10 protein-coding genes, 2 tRNA genes and 4 rRNA genes are annotated in these 18,785 nt (G+C 55.8%); 4 read left to right on the top strand and 12 right to left on the bottom strand.

The genetic code is table 11. From position 1 onward, the window contains the following. Nucleotides 1-655: 655 nt before the first annotated feature. The 11 genes from ppcA to RJ40_RS09570 all read right to left on the bottom strand — a co-directional run bounded on the left by ppcA (nt 656) and on the right by RJ40_RS09570 (nt 13,668). Nucleotides 656-2,092, bottom strand: a complete 1,437-nt coding sequence (ppcA, locus tag RJ40_RS09620) for a phosphoenolpyruvate carboxylase (RefSeq protein ID WP_265580636.1) — start codon at nt 2,090-2,092, stop codon at nt 656-658. A 181-nt stretch (nt 2,093-2,273) separates the two neighbouring features. Beyond that, nucleotides 2,274-2,395 (bottom strand): 5S ribosomal RNA (gene rrf / locus RJ40_RS09615). A gap of 284 nt (nt 2,396-2,679) precedes the next feature. Continuing rightward, nucleotides 2,680-2,801 (bottom strand): 5S ribosomal RNA (gene rrf, locus RJ40_RS09610). A 6-nt stretch (nt 2,802-2,807) separates the two neighbouring features. Then, nucleotides 2,808-2,879 (bottom strand) — tRNA-Cys (locus RJ40_RS09605). Nucleotides 2,880-2,955: 76 nt separating this feature from the next. Then, nucleotides 2,956-5,873, bottom strand: a 23S ribosomal RNA gene (locus tag RJ40_RS09600). Between the two features lie 110 nt (nt 5,874-5,983). Then, nucleotides 5,984-6,055: transfer RNA gene (locus RJ40_RS09595), tRNA-Ala, on the bottom strand. A 61-nt stretch (nt 6,056-6,116) separates the two neighbouring features. Continuing rightward, nucleotides 6,117-7,583 (bottom strand): 16S ribosomal RNA (locus RJ40_RS09590). The 16S, 23S and 5S rRNA genes sit together here with 2 tRNA genes alongside, the layout of an rRNA operon. Nucleotides 7,584-8,483: 900 nt before the next feature. Further along, a complete protein-coding gene (gene scpB, locus RJ40_RS09585; protein ID WP_265580635.1) occupies nt 8,484-8,966 on the bottom strand; it encodes an SMC-Scp complex subunit ScpB in 483 nt (160 codons plus the stop codon). Further along, nucleotides 8,944-9,663, bottom strand: coding sequence for a segregation/condensation protein A (locus tag RJ40_RS09580; RefSeq protein ID WP_265580634.1), 720 nt, complete (start codon nt 9,661-9,663; stop codon nt 8,944-8,946). The genes scpB and RJ40_RS09580 overlap by 23 nt, the downstream gene beginning before the upstream one ends. After that, nucleotides 9,656-13,096, bottom strand: coding sequence for a chromosome segregation protein SMC (smc, locus tag RJ40_RS09575; RefSeq protein ID WP_265580633.1), 3,441 nt, complete (start codon nt 13,094-13,096; stop codon nt 9,656-9,658). The genes RJ40_RS09580 and smc overlap by 8 nt, the downstream gene beginning before the upstream one ends. An 11-nt stretch (nt 13,097-13,107) precedes the next feature. Beyond that, complete coding sequence (locus RJ40_RS09570) at nt 13,108-13,668, bottom strand: DUF7518 family protein (protein WP_265580632.1); 561 nt, start codon at nt 13,666-13,668, stop codon at nt 13,108-13,110. A gap of 751 nt (nt 13,669-14,419) precedes the next feature. On the opposite strand from RJ40_RS09570, the gene glyA reads away from it, so the two are divergent. The 4 genes from glyA to cofE are packed head-to-tail and all read left to right on the top strand — an operon-like array spanning nt 14,420 to nt 18,097. Further along, nucleotides 14,420-15,664, top strand: a complete 1,245-nt coding sequence (gene glyA, locus RJ40_RS09565) for a serine hydroxymethyltransferase (RefSeq protein ID WP_265580631.1) — start codon at nt 14,420-14,422, stop codon at nt 15,662-15,664. After that, the gene (gene folD, locus RJ40_RS09560; protein ID WP_265580630.1) at nt 15,661-16,506 is read left to right on the top strand and encodes a bifunctional methylenetetrahydrofolate dehydrogenase/methenyltetrahydrofolate cyclohydrolase FolD; all 846 of its coding nucleotides are present in this window, start codon (nt 15,661-15,663) and stop codon (nt 16,504-16,506) included. The genes glyA and folD overlap by 4 nt, the downstream gene beginning before the upstream one ends. Continuing rightward, complete coding sequence (gene folP, locus RJ40_RS09555; protein WP_265580629.1) at nt 16,488-17,297, top strand: dihydropteroate synthase; 810 nt, start codon at nt 16,488-16,490, stop codon at nt 17,295-17,297. The genes folD and folP overlap by 19 nt, the downstream gene beginning before the upstream one ends. Continuing rightward, a complete protein-coding gene (gene cofE / locus RJ40_RS09550) occupies nt 17,294-18,097 on the top strand; it encodes a coenzyme F420-0:L-glutamate ligase (RefSeq protein WP_265580628.1) in 804 nt (267 codons plus the stop codon). Before folP ends, cofE begins: the two co-directional genes overlap by 4 nt. Here the strand turns inward: cofE and cofC are convergent. Then, the gene (gene cofC / locus RJ40_RS09545) at nt 18,023-18,667 is read right to left on the bottom strand and encodes a 2-phospho-L-lactate guanylyltransferase (RefSeq protein WP_265580627.1); all 645 of its coding nucleotides are present in this window, start codon (nt 18,665-18,667) and stop codon (nt 18,023-18,025) included. The genes cofE and cofC overlap by 75 nt on opposite strands. Between the last annotated feature and the right edge of the window lie 118 nt (nt 18,668-18,785).

The following is an 18,785-nucleotide window of genomic DNA, read 5'->3' as shown; positions in this document are numbered from 1 at the left end:
CAGGGAATGCATGGGCAAGGAGGTACAGCCCATCCCCAGATCAGGGCATATTGTCCCCGGTTTCAAGAACAAAGCCCCAAATCCGAGCGCAAGTTGAACTTTTTTTACGATCGAACCGTAGGGACGTTCCTTTATGCAACGCGGCGAGGGAACCGAGTTTTAACTCGTCACCTGAGCCACAATGTGACCCCAGGCAATGGTAAACTTCATGACCACAGGATCCAGTCCAAAAAAAGGGCATGAAAGATGGCCTGATTGAAGGCGGATTTCTGGGGGGTCAACCCTGTAGAATCGCTCATGAAGCGAAAGCACGCCTCAGGCATACCTCATGAAAAGTTTTTCATGGTAATCCACGTTCTTCTGTCGGGTCGGCTCTTCACGTCACTTGCCTTCCCCTTCGCACTTTGTCGGGGGATCCGAACCCCCGACCCCCTCTTATACCGGAGTTCCTGGGGCAGCGCCACTGGCGCGATTCATGAGGGAAGGTACGTCGATCTAGGCAGGCCGTTCCTATCGTAGAATATTCACCGTCGTTGAGGGGAGGATCAAGGATCCTCCACACCACGGAACACTGTTCCGAACAATTTTCATGCGGTATGCCTGAGGCATGCGTTCGGCTCACGCCTGACAAAGGAGCCAAAAATGAGAGAAAATTTCAGCCCAGAAAATGTCTGATGTTCGCCGCCCTGAGGATCCCGGACCTGACGTCTGCGGTCCGACCCTCCTTCAAGGCCAGACGGACCGAGGCCACACACTCAAGGTGTTCCAGGTCAGGTTCGACGTCGACGAGATCGCAGACCGTCTTCGTCAGGGATGCCGGGACATACTCAGACTCGGGATCAAAGTATCGCACTGCATCGACCAGGTCGGCGTCGAAGTTCACATAGACCTCGCGCAAGAACTCGATGTCGTCGGAATCAAGAGCGTCAAGACCGAGAAGTTCAGGTGGAAGACCGATTGAGTACAATGCTGAGGTAAAGGTGATCGCTCTGGGGAGGGTGACCCCTCCCATGCTCCGGGAATAGCCAAAGAGCCCGATGTGGAGTTTGCGCTTTCTCCGACTGGGAACAAAGGCAGCGACGCGGTTTATCATGTTTGAGAGAATAGTGACGCTTTCCATATAACGTGCCGTACACTTCCCAACCACCTGGAGTGCCTCCTCCTCTTCGATCTCCATCGGGGTCGACACCTCGCGTTCCTCGAGAGTGGCCACCGCCTGACGGACCCTATCCTGGGGATAGTCATACTTGAAGGCCGACTGAACGGTGAAGGTATGGACACTCGGATATTCGGCAGTACATCGTTCAACTGTCTCGGGACCAAGGTTTCCCCTGAATGGAGCAGAGCCAACACCGATGATTGGATAGATCGAGACGCCCGTCTCCTCAGCCAGGAGGTGGAGACGAAAGAGTGCAACTTTGTTGAGAAGGATCGCACTCACCATCCCATAGTTCATTGCCGGATCCGAACGCGCGAGAAAGACCCGCTGGTAGGCGAGGTCTTTATCCTCCATATACCGGCCTACTATGCCAGCGGCGTTGAGCATGCTTGGTTGGTCTTCAAAGAGCGGGATCACATCGATCTTCTCAGGATAGAACCGCCCAATCCAATCGGCAATGGTTTTTTCACGTCCGCCTAGACGTTTGTATTGTTGACCCACTACAAAGTCACGGTAATACTGGTAAATATTATCAATAGCGGGATATGATGACGTCATCGGAAGGATGACCTGGAAGATTGGAGGGACATTGTTCTCTGAGAAGAGATGGGCAACATCATAGGAGCGGGGAATACTTTCAAGAGTTTCGAGAAGAACCTTTGCCTCGGCCTTCTCAACTTCGGGGTTCGGCACCCTGAGCGTCAGAAAGACATCTTTTCCGAGAGGATGTTCACCGAAAAATGAACCATACCGGGCAAGGAGTTTTTTCACGACGAAGTTGTCAACCTCTTTTCCCTCACAGTCCCACATCTGCTCTCTGCACCCGAGATGAGAGTAAGCATAGTAGGCCTCCCTGACTTCATCTTCTCCACCGAGTTGTGCATTCTCAGCAAAAAACGGAATATGAACATTGTCAGGATGTTGTGTACTCATACACTTTGGGATCTCCGGGATATCATTCATGGCAAATACTCCATGGGGATCCATAGAACAGAATAATCCCAATATATACGGTATGAACATGAGGATATATATCATTTCGGACAGAAAAATAAAACCAGGCCAAGATAGAGCAAAATATCTGAAAACAGAACTATAAATTCAGATTAAAGAGTGATAGCAGCGCACTGCCGTTCCCAAGTGCTCGCGCAACTCAGTACAGGACAATACGTTAACGGGCTTAACTGCTGGGTTCGGAAAGAGTCCAGGTGTTCCCCCGTTGCTCTGGCCGCTATACGTTATAATAATCAGCGTCAATGAGATATAAGGGTATGCATACCTTTGATCCGAAATACTTGAAATCCCAGGATCACAAATTGGGAGAAATACATAGAATAGAACAACGAAATGGCAACTGATCTAGGTTTATGGATCTTCCTGTACAATGATCCCAGGATACTTCATACATTATAGAATAACAATTATTTCAGTAAAGATGGATTCATGCTGAAGAACTCTGCCAAATACAGAATACTCTTAACAAAACAACTCAAAGAAGAACAGTCTAATTATAAGGAAGGGGATAGCAGCGCACTACTGTTCCCAAGTGCTCTCGCAACTCAGTACAGAGTAATACGTTAACGGGCTTAACTGCTGGGTTCGGAAAGAGTCCAGGTGTTTCCCCGTTGCTTTGGCCGCTATCACCCAAAGCCAAGGCCCGGATTTGAACCGGGGTGTAGTTGATCTGCAGTCAACCGCGTGGCCACTCCGCCACCTTGGCAGCCGTGATATGTATCTATAATGTTAAACATTATAGAATTTAAGGGTATGCACATCGGGTTTCGTCTGGGTTCAACGGAAAACTGGATTCGGACGTTAGTACTCGCGGACTGAACACGTCGTTGCCTCCGTGCTTACATCCCGAGCCTATCAAGCGGGTCTTTTACCCATGTCCTCAACGGAGTCTCTTTTTGGGCTGGGTTTCAAGCTTAGATGCTTTCAGCTTTTACCCCTTGTCGCGTAGCTGCTCGGCAGTGCCTTGTCAGACAACCGATCGACCAGAGGCGACGAAAGAAAGTTCCTCTCGTACTATTTCTTTCTTACCCTCAGACTCCAAACACCCCAAATAGATAGTAACCGACCTGTCTCACGACGGTCTAAACCCAGCTCACGATCCCCTTTAATAGGCGAACAACCTCACCCTTGGCTGCTGCTGCACAGCCAGGATGGAAAGAACCGACATCGAGGTAGCAAGCCGCCGGGTCGATATGTGCTCTTGCCGGCGACGACTCTGTTATCCCCGGGGTAGCTTTTCTGTCGTCAATAGCCCTCACCAAAAGGGCGTATTGGTTCGTTAGACCCGAGTTTCCTCTCGCGATTCCTTGCTGTTCGGAATCGCGTCAGGCCAACTTTTGCTCTTGACACTCTTCTGTGAGTTTCTGACTCACATGAGTTGACCTTAGGGCACCCTTGATATCTTTTCGAGGGTGTGGCGCCCCACCCAAACTGCCTACCTATCGTTGTCCTCGATTGAGTTAGTGTTACAGCAAACTAAGGATGGTGTCTCATCGTTGGCTCCCCGCCCCCCACAAGGGACGGATCGACGCCTCCCATCTACACTGCGCAAAGAATACCGTAACACAGCGACAGGCTGCAGTAAAGCTCCACGGGGTCTTCACTTCCCATTTGGGGTCCCTGGCCTCTGCACCAGGATAAAAGGTTCAACGGATTCGTGTTTGGGACAGTAGGGCTCTCGTTAATCCATTCATGCAAGTCGCCAATTAAGCGACAAGGTACTACGCTACCTTAAGAGGGTCATAGTTACCCCCGCCGTTTACGAGTCCTTCGTCCGGTTGAAACCGGTGTTCAGATACTCGCACTGGGCAGGAATCACTGACTATACTAGTCCTTACGGAGTTGCAGTCAGCTATGTTGTTATTAGACAGTCAGAGCCCCCTGGTCACTGCGACCTGCCTGATCACCAGGCAGGCACCCCTTCTTCCGAAGTTACGGGGCTAATTTGCCGAGTTCCCTAAACACGATTTATCCGACACGCCTTAGCCTTTTCAGCTAGGGGCACCTGTGTCAGTTCTCGGTACGGACATTTGGTCACCTTTTCATGGACTCCAGGAATTTGCCGAGTTACCCCATCACACTTTCATCCGGTTCTCACCATAACGGTACTCCCCGAACTTAGATGCTTAGACAAGGCGACAACCTTGCCCGGCATATCCCAAAGTGTCAGTGCTTTCGCAAAGACCAAATGGTACAGGAATATTAACCTGTTTCCCTTTCGCTGCACTCGCGTTACGGTGCAACTTAGGACCGACTAACCCTCGGCTGACGAACATTGCCGAGGAAACCTAGCCCCTCCGGCGGATGGGATTCTCACCCATCTTTGCTTCTACTACTGCCAGAATTCTCATTCCTACACGGTCCACAGGAACTTACGCCCCCGCTTCTTCCCATGCAGGACGCCTTCCTACTAGATCACCTTTCGGTGCTCCGTGGTCTCTGTAGTAGGCTTTAGCCCCGTCCATTTTCAGTGCCCTAAACCTAGACTGGTAAGCTGTTACGCACTTTTTGAAGGGTAGCTGCTTCTAAGCTCACCTCCCAGTTGTTTTTGGCCTAGGACGTCTTTCAGTATTGACACTTAGCCTACATTGAGGGACATTAACCACGGTCTGGGTTCTTTCCCTTACGCATTACAAGCTTACCCCGTAATGCGGACTTCCAGCCCTCTACGACGTCGGGGAGTTTGGAGTTTGACAGGAGAGCGAGGGATTTCTCCCCCGGGATCCCCAATCAGTGCTCTACCTCACCGACTATCTCAGGCCAGGTCATGCTACGGCATGTTTCGGAAGGAACCAGCTGATGCCGGGTTCGATGAATCTTTCACTCCTATACACAGGTCACGAGAATGATTTGTATATCAAAACCTCATGCGGTCCTCCACGCAACTTTCGTCACGCTTCAACCTGCCCACGCATAGATCACCCGGCTTCGGGTCTAGCCCCATTGACTCCGCGCACTTTTAATACGCCGTCCCATGCCCGAAGGCTACGGACTTGTTGCTTTCGCTTCGGCTTCCCTCTACGGTTAACCTTCGCCAACGAGACTAACTCTCTGGCCCATTCTTCAAAACGTAAGTTACGACACTGGCAACTACACCCGTACTACCGCCTCGCGACGGGTTCCTTCATGTAGAAGATCCTTTCGCGCCGTAACACACTATCACCTATCAGTTTCAGGCACTTTTAACCACCTTTTCAGGGTTACTTTTCAGCCTTCGCTCACGCTACTACTACGCTATCGGTTTCGAGTTGTATTTAGTTTTGGAGGTTGATGACCCCCAGATTCCCGCGAGAATTCCAACCCACGGTACTCAGGACACTGCCAGGATAAATTAGTTTACATGTACGGGACTATCACCCTCTCTGGTACCTCTTTCCAGAGGACTTCCACTTCACCGCATCATCCAGACGGCAGGCCTACTACACCACATGTCCCCGAAGGGATTCGGTTTGAACTATGTCGCTTTCAATCGCCTTTACTCACGACATCTCGGTTGATTTCTTTTCCTGCCCCTACTAAGATGTTTCAATTCGGGGCGTTCCCGATCCTTACGGATCAACACCGAAATGTTGGGATGTCCCATTAGGGAATCTCCGGATCGTAGATTCCTTGCCTCTCCCCGGAGCTTATCGCAGCTTGGCACGCCCTTCTTCGGCACTCGAACCGAGCCATCCACTGATAGGCATCGTTCCAGCGTTCCGCTGAACCCATTTGACGCCCGATGTGCATTCCCTTTACACGGCTTCTTTAGGTCATTGGCTTGACCTTCAGCCCTTCCCTGGTGACTTGCGTCTCCAGGTGCATTGAAAGTGGACTCAGGGGGATTTGAACCCTCGGCCTCCGCCTCGCAAAGGCGGCGATCTACCACTGATCTATGAGCCCGCTCCCTTCTTGACACTAGCAACTTTACGGTCTATCCAACAACCGCGAACCCGATCTCGTTAGGAGGTGATCCAGCCGCAGATTCCCCTACGGCTACCTTGTTACGACTTAACCCCCCTTGCGGAACCTAGATTCGACTGTGGCAACGACCACAGCCTCATCCAAACCCCACTCGGGTGGTTTGACGGGCGGTGTGTGCAAGGAGCAGGGACAGATTCACCGCGCTATCTTGAAACGCGATTACTACGGATTCCAGCTTCATGTGGGCGAGTTGCAGCCCACAATCCGAACTAAGGGCAGGTTTAGGGGATTGCCTTCACCTCTCGGTGTCGGAACCCATTGTCCTGACCATTGTAGCCCGCGTGTAGCCCGGGTAATTCGGGGCATGCTGACCTACCGTTGCCCATTCCTTCCTCCTCTTTAGCAGAGGCGGTCCCAACAGTGTCCCCATCGTTCCGGAGAACATGCTGGCAACTGTTGGCGTGGGTCTCGCTCGTTGCCTGACTTAACAGGATGCTTCACAGTACGAACTGACGACGGCCATGCACCTCCTCTCAGCTGATCAAGCAGGGTCTTCAGCCCGGCCATCATATCGCTGTCCTACCCGGTGAGCTGTCCGGCGTTGAGTCCAATTAAACCGCAGGCTCCACCCGTTGTGGTGCTCCCCCGCCAATTCCTTTAAGTTTCAGCCTTGCGACCGTACTTCCCAGGCGGCGCGTTTCACGGTTTCCCTTCGGCACCTCGGTAACTCGTGGTCACCGATACACCTAACGCGCATCGTTTACGGCTGGGACTACCCGGGTATCTAATCCGGTTTGCTCCCCCAGCTTTCGTCCCTCACTGTCGGAGTCGTTCTGGTGAGACGCCTTCGCCACAGGTGGTCCCCTGAGGATTACAGGATTTCACTCCTACCCCCAGAGTACCTCTCACCTCTCCCGATCCCTAGGCAGCCAGTATCCCTTAGACGCCTTCCGGTTAAGCCGGAAGATTTCCCAAGAGACTTAACTACCAAGCTACGGACGCTTTAAGCCCAATAATAGTGGCCACCACTCGAGCCGCCGGTATTACCGCGGCGGCTGGCACCGGTCTTGCCCGGCCCTTTCTCCAGATGTTTTTTAAGCACCTGAACAGCCCGTCCATACGGGCACTCGGGGTTCCCTTATCACAGTTTCCTGCATTGTAAAGTTTCCGCGCCTGCTGCGCCCCGTAGGGCCTGGATTCGTGTCTCAGAATCCATCTCCGGGCTCTTGCTCCCACAACCCGTACCGATTACAGGCTTGTTGGGCCATTACCCCAACAACTACCTAATCGGCCGCAGACCCATCCTAAGGCGGCTGACCTTTGACCTACAGAGCATTCCAGCACCTGTAGATTATGAGGTATTATCCCCAGTTTCCCGGGGTTATCCCTCACCTTAGGGCAGGTTGTCCACGTGTTACTGAGCATTACGCCGAGGGCCGAACCCTCTCAACTCGCATGGCTAAATCGAACCCCGATAGCAGTGGCCTCTGGCAGGATCAACCAGAATTTGAAGTAAACACACTTATATCTTAAAGGGATTAGCGGTTGCTAGATAGATTTCCGCATTGCTAGTGCCAACGTCAGAACCAACACTGACTAAATTCAGTGATTTTGATTCTCCATCGAAACACAGGACCGAATCCTGCGTCCCTTGTCAGGGGCGAGCTTCCTCGCACCCGAGTGACTTCGTGGGGATACAGTATTAAACTTCAGAGGTTATAAACCTTTGGAGTCACCGTCTCGAACCAATTTCTTGGCTCGATGTCACCCTTGAGGCATAATTATGTTCCACTTCAGAGGATATAAACCTTCGCCCCGCCGGAGCGAGAGAAGAAACCTCGTCGGAACCGCCCTGTGCCGATTCCGGTTGTCCGGAGTCTTCGGCGCATGTCACCTTGCGTGCTAACAACATTGGTCGTCGTGACATATAAACCTTTTCTGCCACGAATTTCCGCATTGTATGCTCGGTTAGAGATAACAATATTGGGCGCTCCAGGATATAAACCTTCGCAGTCACACCCCATAAGAGATGCGTTAAAGGAAGACCATACCTGATGCCTCAAATTTCATCAAGGTCCGATTCCGATCTCGCCGGATTCATCGAACCCCAGTCACTTTGTGAGGTAACAATATTGGGCGCTCCAGGATATAAACCTTCGCAGTCACACCCCATAAGAGATGTGTTAAAGGAAAGATAATCCAGAGACCAATTCCAGACAGATTGCATAGCAACCAGTCCGGGCCACCTTGTGCGCTACTTATGTTAGTCTTCGACGTATATATACCCTTTGACTCCTGCTTGAAGCAAGAATCAAGGATACAATCCCAGGGGAACCACCACATGGACAGTTCCCCTGAAACCGTCTCAGACACGACCTTACAATGTTGTAAGGTCACACATAAATAACTACCTGAGATCCAGACGTTCTTGCACGCCTGAAAATGCCGCAGTTTTAAAATAACGCGAGAATTCAGGAGTTGTCTGGAGTTCATAACTCCGCCCATTCCGCTGGCGCGCCACCAGACCCCGTTCCACAAGTTCTTCCACATGCGCATACACCCCACCCCCACGCACCTCTACAAGATCACTCTGAAGAATCGGTTGCCGGTATGCAATCACTGAAAGAGTCCGCAAAACCGCTCTCGAAATCTCAGGGCGCATCAAAGGATAGACAAACTCGCTGTATTCCTCCTTCAAGACCATATAGATCGTTTCACCCGAATCAAGCACCTCCAGAGGAGCTGCGCGCCCTTCAGATCGTTTTTGGAGTTCAGAAGCAAGCGCAGACACCTCCCCACGTCGCACCCCCAGCATCTTTGCCACGTCCCCATAATCGACCGGCGAGTCGGCCACAAAAAGAATGGCTTCAAGCATCGCTACCTTGTCCATCCACATTCCTCCTCATGTAAACATCACCGAAGTATTCATCCTGCCAGAGTGCCACAACTCCCTCCTGGGCAAGGAAGAGGAGTGGGATATAGATCTCTATCGTCCCCTTTCCAAGAGATGCACAGAGGGCGCGCACTGTCTCCGTCCCGCCATCCGGGGCGAGCGTATCATAGCACCCGAGCACGACCTCAGCCGCACCCGTATAGTCCTCATCATGCGCCACCGCCACCACATCACTGGCGCGTATGGGAATCTCCTCCCCCTGCTGCGCGCGCCTCCGGTGACGGCGCCGTTCCTCCTTCTCCGCCGTCTTCAACTCAGTGATCAGTTCATAGAGTGTGACCGGCCTGCGCCGCACCTTCTTCCGACCGATACGCCGTTGTATCTCCCGCTCAAGCCTTTCGATCGGTTCAGCCTCATCGGCAAGTCCAAAGTCCTCTTCATCATCCACAGAGACCTCCAGATCTTCCTCTTCATCCTGACCCTCAGAGAGATCTTCAGTAAGATACTCGGACTTCATCCTCAACAGCGTCGCCGCAAAAAAGAGTGTGCGCCCAGATATACGAAGATCCAGTTCACGGCACCGCTCAAGTTCAGTGAGAAAACGATCGGTTACATCAACAATATCAATATTCCAGGGATCGATCTCACCCCGCTCAGCAAGCTGGACCAGGATCTCAACAGGCTCCTCATGCATGGTTCTCGACACCAGTCACCAGCGTGCTCTTGTCCGGGCGGATCGTAACCCCCATAATCCGGTCCGCCCGCTCGATCATCGGCTTTCGCAGAGAGACCGAGATAAACTGAGCACGTCCAGAGAGTTCTCTGATCATGGCTGCAACCTGCTCGACATTTGATCCATCAAGGAACATATCCACCTCATCAAAGGCATAGAACGGTGCGGGCATGTATTTCTGGATCGAGAAGAGAAACGCAAGCGTGGTCAGCGACTTCTCCCCCCCCGAGAGTGCAGAGAGGAGTTGGACCTTCTTCCCACGCGGCTGGACCGCAAAAGTAAGACCCCCCGAAAAAGGATCATCCGGGTTTTCAAGGGCCAGATTTCCGCTTCCAGCAGTCAAACGAGCAAATATCTCTCTGAAATTTGCATCAATCGCCCTGAAAGCCTCCATGAAGGAGTCATATTTCAGGGTATCAAAGTGTTCGATCCGCTCGAGGATCGAAGTCCTCTCCGCGGAGAGCACATCCTTCTTCTTAGTCCGCTCCTCAATGCGATCGCATACCCGCCCATATTCATCGATGGCCAGCATGTTTACCGCCCCAAGAGAGCGCACATTCCGCTCCGCCTCCGCGATCCCCCCCTCGATCTCAGAGAGTGAGAGATCGGTTTCCTCACCTGCATGCTCACGCAGACCCTCGATCTCCACAGCCAACTCTGCAGCCTTCTCCTTGAGGGAGGCGATCTGGAGGCGTACCCGGTCGGACTTTGCATTCAACCCGGCACACCTTTTTTCAGCCTCAACAATCGACTCTGCGATTTCTTCGCGTTTTCTCCGCAGCCCGTCGAGTTCAGACGAGAACGCCTTCTGCCGCTCCTCAAGCCCGGCGATCTCAGCCCTGGCAGAGACGATCTCTGCCTCTGCCCCGGAAACCTCGACATCGATTCCGGCATTCTTATCGGCAAGCCGTTCGCGTTCGGCCCCGAGTTCCTCCACCCGCCGCTCGAAATACTGCCGTTCACGCTGGGCGTCAGCAATATCGGCCTCCTTATTCCGGAGACGACGCTCTATCCCTTCACACTCCCGACGCTTCTGCTCAAACTCTTCAGTGAGCCGGGGGATCTCGGTGTCATCCAGTTTCTGCTTGAGGGCCGCGACCTCCCGATTAAGGACGGCAAGCGCATCCCCCACCCCGTCGAGTGCAGCCTCGACCGAAGCAAGTTCGCCGGCGCTCTCCTCCACCTCGGCCTTGAGGGTCGCAAGCGAGGCAGTAAGTTCCACCTCATCACTCTGCTGCGAAGTTATCCGGCGTTCATACTCCTCAATGACCATCGCATACCGTGCCGCGTCCTGCTCGATCCCTGACCGGCGTTTTCGCAGTTCCTCTGCCTCCGAGGTGAGACAGGCGACAGAATGTTCGAATTCTGCTATCTCTTCCCGCTTCTCCGCGAGCGATGCCGACAACCGTGCGATCTCATCCTCAACAGCCGCTCCAAACCCACCCTGCTGCTGCTTCTTCAGGTACCCACCGGTCATGGCCCCGGACCGCTCCAGCAGTTCACCCTCCAGAGTGACCATCCGATACCGGCCCATCAACCTGCGAGCGCACTCAAGCGTGTCGACGACCAGGGTCGAGCCGAAGACCTGCTGGAAGGCGAGGTCATACTCCGAGTTAAAAGAAAGGAGATCCTTAGCATACCCGATCACACCCGGTTCGCGCACCAGAGGATACTCTTTCCCCCTCAGTTTATTCATAGGCAGGAAAGTGAGTCGACCAAGCCGCTGCTCCTTAAGGTACCGGATCGCCTCCGCCGCCACACTGTCACTCTCGGCGACGACATACCGCAGTTTCCCCCCGGCCGCAACATCCAGCGCGGTGGCATACTCAGGCGGCGTCTTCCCGAGCTGCGCAACCGTCCCGCACACCCCATCCATACCCAGGACCGCCTCAAGCGCGGGTCCGCCCACACCGCCGCGCGACTGCTGCTGAGCTTCGAGCCGCATCAACTCCCGCTCGGTGTCCTGGACCTCTCTGCGGATCCGTTCAAGAGATGAACGCCTGGCGAAGAGGGTACTCTCGGCCTTTGAAAGATCACGATCAAGGGCACCCTTCTTCTCCACCAACTCCGCCGATGCCCTCTGCGCCTTCTCGATCTCGACAGCAAGGCTCTCGCCCCCCGACTGCACCTCAGTGAGGCGGCCCTGGAGCCGGTCCATCTCAGAGGTTCGCATCCGGCTTTTCTCGATCAAGAGATCCTGCCGGTGAAGGTACTCCGAACGTGTCCCCTTCTTCTCCTCCACCTCACCAATCAGAGATAGAAGCCGCTCCTTCAGGCCCTCGGCCGCCTTCCCCCCGCGTGCGATCTCGGCCTCCAGGTTTCCGACCGTCGCCTGCACCCCGGCAAGTTCCATCGAGAGGTTTGCCCGGTCGACCGAGAGGGTGCGGACCTGCGCGGTACACTCCTGAACCCGTTCAGAGGCCCGCTTCTCGTCAAGGAACGCACGGTTGACCCCTTCAAGATTGCCCTCTTTCTCCTTCTTCAACCGCGCGATCGTCCCTTCCGCAACCTTTATCCTGCCCTTGGCCCCTTCAAGGGCCGAGATCATCTTCAGGTACTCGCTCCCGCTCTTCTCATTGATCTCCGCATCGACATCCCTGAGATCGCCGCGCAGGTACTCAAGGTCGTTCTGCTCGATTCCGAGATCAGAGAGCGTCCGCTCAAGGTCGGTCCCGGTTTCAGTTATACTTGAAAGGATGGACGCATGCTCTTTCTCCATATCGCGCACCTGCGCTGCCGCACGACAACTCTTGAAGTGCTCAAGTTCTTCCTGCCAGTGGCGATATGCCAGAGCCTGCTCGCGCTCGTGTTTCAGTTCCTCGATCCTCGCATTGAGCTCAAAGAGCACCACCTCTTCCCGCTCAATCCGCTCGCGCACCACCTCAAGTTCATCAAGGGCCCTGGCTTTTTTCCCCTCGAACTCCGAAACCCCGGCAATCTCGTCGACGATCTTCCGGCGCTCGAAGTCGCTCATCTCCATGATCCTGGTGATGTCGCCCTGCATCACCACATTATATCCCTCGGGAGTGACCCCGAACTTTGCGAGAAAGTCGACAATATCGTTCTGCTTGACGAGTTTGCCGTTAAGATAGTTGTATGAATAATAGTTCGAGGCCGTACGTTTGATCCGCCGCCTGATTTCGGTCCCGTCAGAGAAGGTGATCGCAACTTCAGCGGTATTTTTGCCAGAATTGAGGTTGATGAGATCGGTCAGTTTCTCAGCCCGAAGGCCGCGCGAGTTGGAGAGGGCCAGGGCGAAGAGGAGACTGTCGATGATATTACTTTTTCCGGAGCCATTCGGGCCAGAGACGACAGTAAAACCCTCTAAAAAAGGGATTTTTGTCTTTTTTGCAAAAGACTTGAAGTTATCTATCTCAATCCCGGTAATGTACACCCAACAGCCCCTTATTTCGTGATGGAGTCGTCTTCTTCCTCAGCGAAGATGATATCCCCGCCTTTTCTGACGGACTTGCGGGGTGCCTCCCCCTTGCGCCCGCCACCCAGGCCCGGAGGTACCTGATACTTCGTGGGGGCGATGATATAGTCCGAACCGTACCGACGCTCACGCTTGAGCGTGCCGTCCGTCTGCATGATCAGATCGAGATCTCTCTCATCCTCTTCGCGGACCTCCGGTATCTCTTTCACAGGTATCTGTACCGGTACAGGCGGTTCTACCTCCTCAACCCGTTCATCCACCACAACCCTTGACCTTGGTTTCTCGGCGGCCCGGGCCTTCGTCTCATAGGCCCGATAGAGTTTCATCGTGATGGTCTTGAGGTCAAGCACCTCCTCGGTCAACCCCTTGACCAGGGCTTCAAGATCTCTCACACGCTGCTCAAGCCGGTAGACCCGCTCATCTTCCGGGTTGATAAAAGTCTTCTCCGCTCCATGCATAGACACTATCTCCCGCTCCCTCTCCTCAAGTTGATGCTCAAGAAATTTTACTTTTGCATCTTTTTTGAGCATATTTTCCCTCGAAATAAAGATGATTCTATTGACCTATAATCCTTGTGCTCTTTTCCTGCGGTATTCCTGCGACGAATGCAGGATAAGAGATACAAAGGGCCATTGCGAATCAATCCAGACGTATGATCTACTGTCCCTGCCCCGAATATGCAGGAGAAATACGATATAAACGATTCTTTTGAGAGTTTCTCTCTTTTACCGGGGTGACAACACTGAACCCCCGGGATTGAGTCGGGAAGGCTGAATCAAAGATCACAAAGAGCGTGGCGTCGTCTCTGGTTTGATCCTCACGCGGGGGAACCAGGGGGCACCTGTGTCAGTTCTCGGTACGGACATTTGGCCACCTTTTCATGGACGGCGGCCGCCCCCCGCTAAGAGATCAATCCAGATGACATATTATAAGATTCAGCTCTGTTGCATTCCTCTTCTGGAGTGACCATGAGGAGCCGATCACACCTTCGCCCCTCTATGATAGATCGGCAGAGTACGGAAACCCCCTCTGAACAATCATCGCCAGCCCTCCCACCCCTATCACAATCCCGGAGTTTACGGGGGCAGCGCCCCCGGTGCGGTTCATGAGGAAGGCACGTCGATCAGAAGGGTTGTCCCCACAGAAGAACGAGATACTTTACCCTGCTCTCTCCCGCAGGGGGAAGATCTTTCGACGCCCCGCCATCTCACCCCCCTGCTCGCTGACATCTCCGGGCTATCGGACGAAGACATAATACCTAGCAATACAACCTTTTTGTACATGTCTAGTCTTGCCGATACTGATCCTGAAATCGCAGCGCTCATCGAGAAAGAGCGGCTGCGACAGACAAACGGGCTCGAACTGATCGCATCTGAAAATGTTGTCTCGAAGGCCGTCCTCGAGACCGCAGGCTCGATCCTTACCAACAAATATGCAGAAGGCTACCCTGGCAAGCGCTACTACGGGGGTTGCGAGTATTATGACATGATCGAGAACCTCGCAAAGGACCGCCTCTGCAAACTCTTCGGTGCCGAGTACGCCAACGTCCAGCCCCACTCGGGTTCGGGCGCCAACATGGCGGTCTACTTCTCCGCCATCAACTACGGCGACAAGATCATGTCCATGAAACTCTCCGAGGGCGGCCACCTCTCCCACGGTTCGCCGGTGAGCTTCTCAGGCAAGATGTACGATGTCGTCCAGTACGGCGTCGACCACGAGACCGAGGTCATCGACTACGCGGCCCTCGCCGATATGGCCAGAAAAGAGAAGCCCCAGATGATCGTCTGCGGCGCCTCGGCCTACCCGCGCGAGATCGACTTCAAGGCCTTCGGTGAGATCGCCGAAGAGGTCGGATCCTCCTGTGTGGCCGACATTGCCCACATCGCGGGCCTCGTCGCCACCGGCCTTCACAATTCGCCAATCGACGTCCTCCCCTTCACCACGACGACCACCCACAAGACCCTCCGCGGCCCCCGCGGCGGCGCGATCATGTGCCGTGAGGAGTTCGGACAGGCCATCAACAAGGCGGTCTTCCCCGGTCTGCAGGGCGGTCCGCTGATGCACATCATCGCCGCCAAGGCGGTCTGCTTCAAGGAAGCCCTGACCCAGTCGTACAAAGACTACTGCAAACAGGTTGTTAACAACGCACAGACCCTCGCCGCCACCCTCGACAGCGAAGGCTACCGCCTGGTCTCCGGCGGCACCGACAACCACCTGATGCTCCTCGACCTCTCCGACAAGGGCCTCACCGGACTTCAGGCCGAGAATGCACTTCACGACGCCGGCATCACCGTCAACAAGAACACCATCCCGCGCGAGACCCTCTCGCCCTTCGTGACGAGCGGTCTGCGGATCGGCACCCCGGCTGTCACCTCACGGGGCATGAAAGAAGAAGAGATGAAAGCCATCGGGCACTTCATCGCCACTGTCCTCAACGACATCGAGAACAAGGAGAAGATCGCAGGGGTGAAGACAGAGGTTGAGGCGCTCGCAAGCAAGTTCTCCATCTACGCGGTAACAGAATGATACTCAATGGCAAGACGCTCTCTGAGAAGAGGCTGAACCTCATCAAAGAAGAGATCGAGGAGTCGGGCATCCACCCCTCCCTCGCCACCGTGCTGGTGGGGGAGGATCCCGCATCCCAGATGTACGTCAGGATGAAGCACAAGGCCTGCGAAAAGGTCGGGATCACCTCGGTCCGTGCGGACCTCCCTGCCGAAACGACGACGGCCGAGGTGCTGGCAACCGTGCAGAAGCTCAACGAGGATCCGGAAGTCTCCGGGATCCTGGTGCAGCTCCCGCTCCCGCCGCAGGTGGACACCCAGGCAGTGATCGACGCCGTCTCCCCTGAAAAGGACGTGGATGGGTTCCACCCGGTCAGCATCGGCCGCCTCTATTCGGGGCACCCCGGCTTCGTCCCCTGCACCCCGCAGGGCATCATGACGATGCTCGCCGAGTACGGGATCGAGATCGCCGGCAAGAACGCCGTCGTCGTGGGACGGAGCGTGGACGTCGGACGGCCGATGGCCGCTCTGCTCCTCAACGCCGACGCGACCGTGACGATCTGCCACTCCAAGACCCAGAACCTCCCTGCAATCATGCAGCAGGCCGACATCCTGGTCTCAGGGATCGGCAAGGCGAGATTCGTAACTGCCGACATGGTTAAAGAGGGTGCCGTGGTCATCGACGTCGGGATCAACCACGACGAGAACGGCAAACTCTGTGGAGATGTGGACTTTGACTCGGTGGTCGAGAAGGCGTCGGCCATCACCCCGGTACCCGGCGGGGTCGGGCCGATGACCATCGCCACCCTGATGGAGAATACTCTCAAGGCGGCGCGGGCGATGTCATGCGACCCTGCACAGTAAACGGGATGCAGGTCGGGGGCGGCGCATCGGTCCGCCTGATGGGCGTGATCAATTGCAGCCCTGAATCTTTTTTTTCCGGTTCATATGTACCCGAAGCGACGGTGCGTGAACGCGCCTTCCAGATGATCGATGCAGGTGCCGACCTCATCGACCTGGGTGCTCGGTCCACGGCCCCGCACTCGGTCCCGATCACTGTCCAGGAAGAGATCGGCCGGATCACCGCCGCCCTCTCGGCCCTCGATGGATCAGGGATCACGCTCTCGGTGGACACGATGTACCCCGAGGTGCTGGAGGCCTGCCTCCGCCATGATGTTCATGCGATCAACGACATCGGCGGACTTGCGAACTCCGCGTACGCAACCGTCGCCGCCGACGCCGGTCTCCCGGTCATCGGGATGGCGGCACAGCACCGGCCCGGCGACCCGCGCGGGACGGCGGCGACCCTCGACGCCCTCAAAGAAGTGAGCGCGCGGGCCGAGCGTGCCGGGATCACCGACCTTATCCTCGACCCGGCCGTCGGGAACTGGACGGCTGAACGGACCTTCGACGACGATTGGGACCTCTGTCGCCACTTCGACCGCTTCCAGGAACTCGGGCGACCGGTCCTCATCGCCATATCCAGAAAGTCCTACCTCGGCGACCTCGTCGGCAGGCCCTCGGAAGAGCGTCTGGCCGCCACCCTCGCGGTCACGACCAGACTCCTGCCGCACGCCGACATGGTGAGGGCCCACGACGTGGCGGCGACGAGAGACACGATCCTGGTGGTCGAGAAGATGGAGATGAGCAGATGAGCCGGTGGTATGCGGTCTATGCCCTGGAGACCGGACTGATCCGGGACGGCGACGACGTCGCGGAGAGGGTCGTCTCGGCCGCAGAGGCCGCGGCGTGCGAGGGGATCCGGGACGGCGACATCATCCTGCTCGCCGAGTCCGCGGTGGCGACGGCCGAGGGAAGGACGGTCCGTCTCGACGAGGTCGTCCCCTCCGACGAGGCGCGCCGGCTTGCCGAGCGCTATGCCATCGACCCGGCGATCACCGAGGTGGTCCTCAGGGAGAGCGACCGGGTGGTCGGCGGGATCCCGGGGTTCCTGCTCACCCTCAAGAACGGCACCCTTCTCCCGAACGCCGGCGCGGACCACTCGAACGCCCCCGACGGGACGGTCGTCCCCCTCCCCCGCGATCCCGACGCCTCGGCCGGACGGGTGCGGGCGGAGGTGCGCGCACGACTGGGCGTGAATACCGGGGTGCTCGTCATCGACTCGCGCACCCATGCGATGCGCCTCGGGTGCAGTGGCGTCGCGATCGGATGCGCGGGGCTCTCGGCCGTCGTCGACGAGTCGGGCAGATGCGATCTCTTCGGGCGCAAACTCGAGGTGACCAAGCGCGCCGTCGGCGACTGTCTGGCCTCGGCGGCCGAACTCCTGATGGGCGAGGCGGACGAGTGCGTCCCGGCCGTGCTGGTGCGCGGCACGGGAATCGAACTCAACGAAGAATATGGAATACCCACTATCGACGCATCAGAGTGCCTCTTTATGGGTGCGGCGCTCCACGCCGACCCGGCCGCGTTCGATGGAGAGGGCAAACCCGAGTGAGTCGAGGCACCTGCAGGCGGCAGATCCCTGCCCGTGGATCAGGACCTCGACGAGATCCTCTTTTTCGTCGACGTCGGTGTGAAGCCTGAAGGAGTCGGTGACCTCACAGGAGAGTCCCGCCTCGGCGGCGATCGCCATGTGTTTGCAGAAACTTGCGCCATAATAGTCCACATGATACCGGGAGGGCTCTTTCACAAAGATCGCATTCGTCCCGCCACCCAGGCCGGGAGCGATCGCCATCTGAGCATCGGTCCCGATCATCCTGCCGACCGCCTCTGGAGTGGCGAGGGGGAGGTCTGCCATAATAATAAGGACCGGTTCTTGTGCAGTCGCGAGCACGCGGTTCAGGGATTCGTTGAGTCCTGCAGGGTCCACGACGACCCGGGCGTCGGGGTGCTCGAAGGGGCCGGTGCTGAGGAGAGTGGGGGCGCAGCCTGCAGCGCGGACGGCGGCGAGGACGTCCGAGAGCATGGCGCGTGCGAACGCCTCCCGCTCGTCCTGCTCCATGATGCAGGAAAGGCGGGTCTTGGGGTTCTTCGGCTTGAACGGTATGATCGCGTCTATGGCCATTTCAGAGAGAGTTGGCCAGATAGATGCAAAAAGCAATCGGAAAGGGGACACCCTGAAACTCAGGCCAATCTCACTCTCCCACAAGGGTCAGGCACCCAATCGCGAAGGTTACAAGAAG

This window comes from Methanofollis aquaemaris, from assembly GCF_017357525.1.
GTDB lineage: Archaea > Halobacteriota > Methanomicrobia > Methanomicrobiales > Methanofollaceae > Methanofollis > Methanofollis aquaemaris.
The sequence above is the reverse complement of the archived record's forward strand: the minus strand, read 5'-3'. Positions and strand labels throughout refer to the sequence as shown.

Coding starts and splice junctions, on each gene's coding strand:
- RJ40_RS09580 (WP_265580634.1), bottom strand. CDS start 9,663: ATGCATGAGGAGCCTGTTGAGATCCTGGTCCAGCTTGCTGAGCGGGGT.
- cofE (WP_265580628.1), top strand. CDS start 17,294: ATGAGCCGGTGGTATGCGGTCTATGCCCTGGAGACCGGACTGATCCGG.
- cofC (WP_265580627.1), bottom strand. CDS start 18,667: ATGGCCATAGACGCGATCATACCGTTCAAGCCGAAGAACCCCAAGACC.
- scpB (WP_265580635.1), bottom strand. CDS start 8,966: ATGGACAAGGTAGCGATGCTTGAAGCCATTCTTTTTGTGGCCGACTCG.
- RJ40_RS09570 (WP_265580632.1), bottom strand. CDS start 13,668: ATGCTCAAAAAAGATGCAAAAGTAAAATTTCTTGAGCATCAACTTGAG.
- glyA (WP_265580631.1), top strand. CDS start 14,420: ATGTCTAGTCTTGCCGATACTGATCCTGAAATCGCAGCGCTCATCGAG.
- folD (WP_265580630.1), top strand. CDS start 15,661: ATGATACTCAATGGCAAGACGCTCTCTGAGAAGAGGCTGAACCTCATC.
- folP (WP_265580629.1), top strand. CDS start 16,488: ATGCGACCCTGCACAGTAAACGGGATGCAGGTCGGGGGCGGCGCATCG.
- ppcA (WP_265580636.1), bottom strand. CDS start 2,092: ATGAGTACACAACATCCTGACAATGTTCATATTCCGTTTTTTGCTGAG.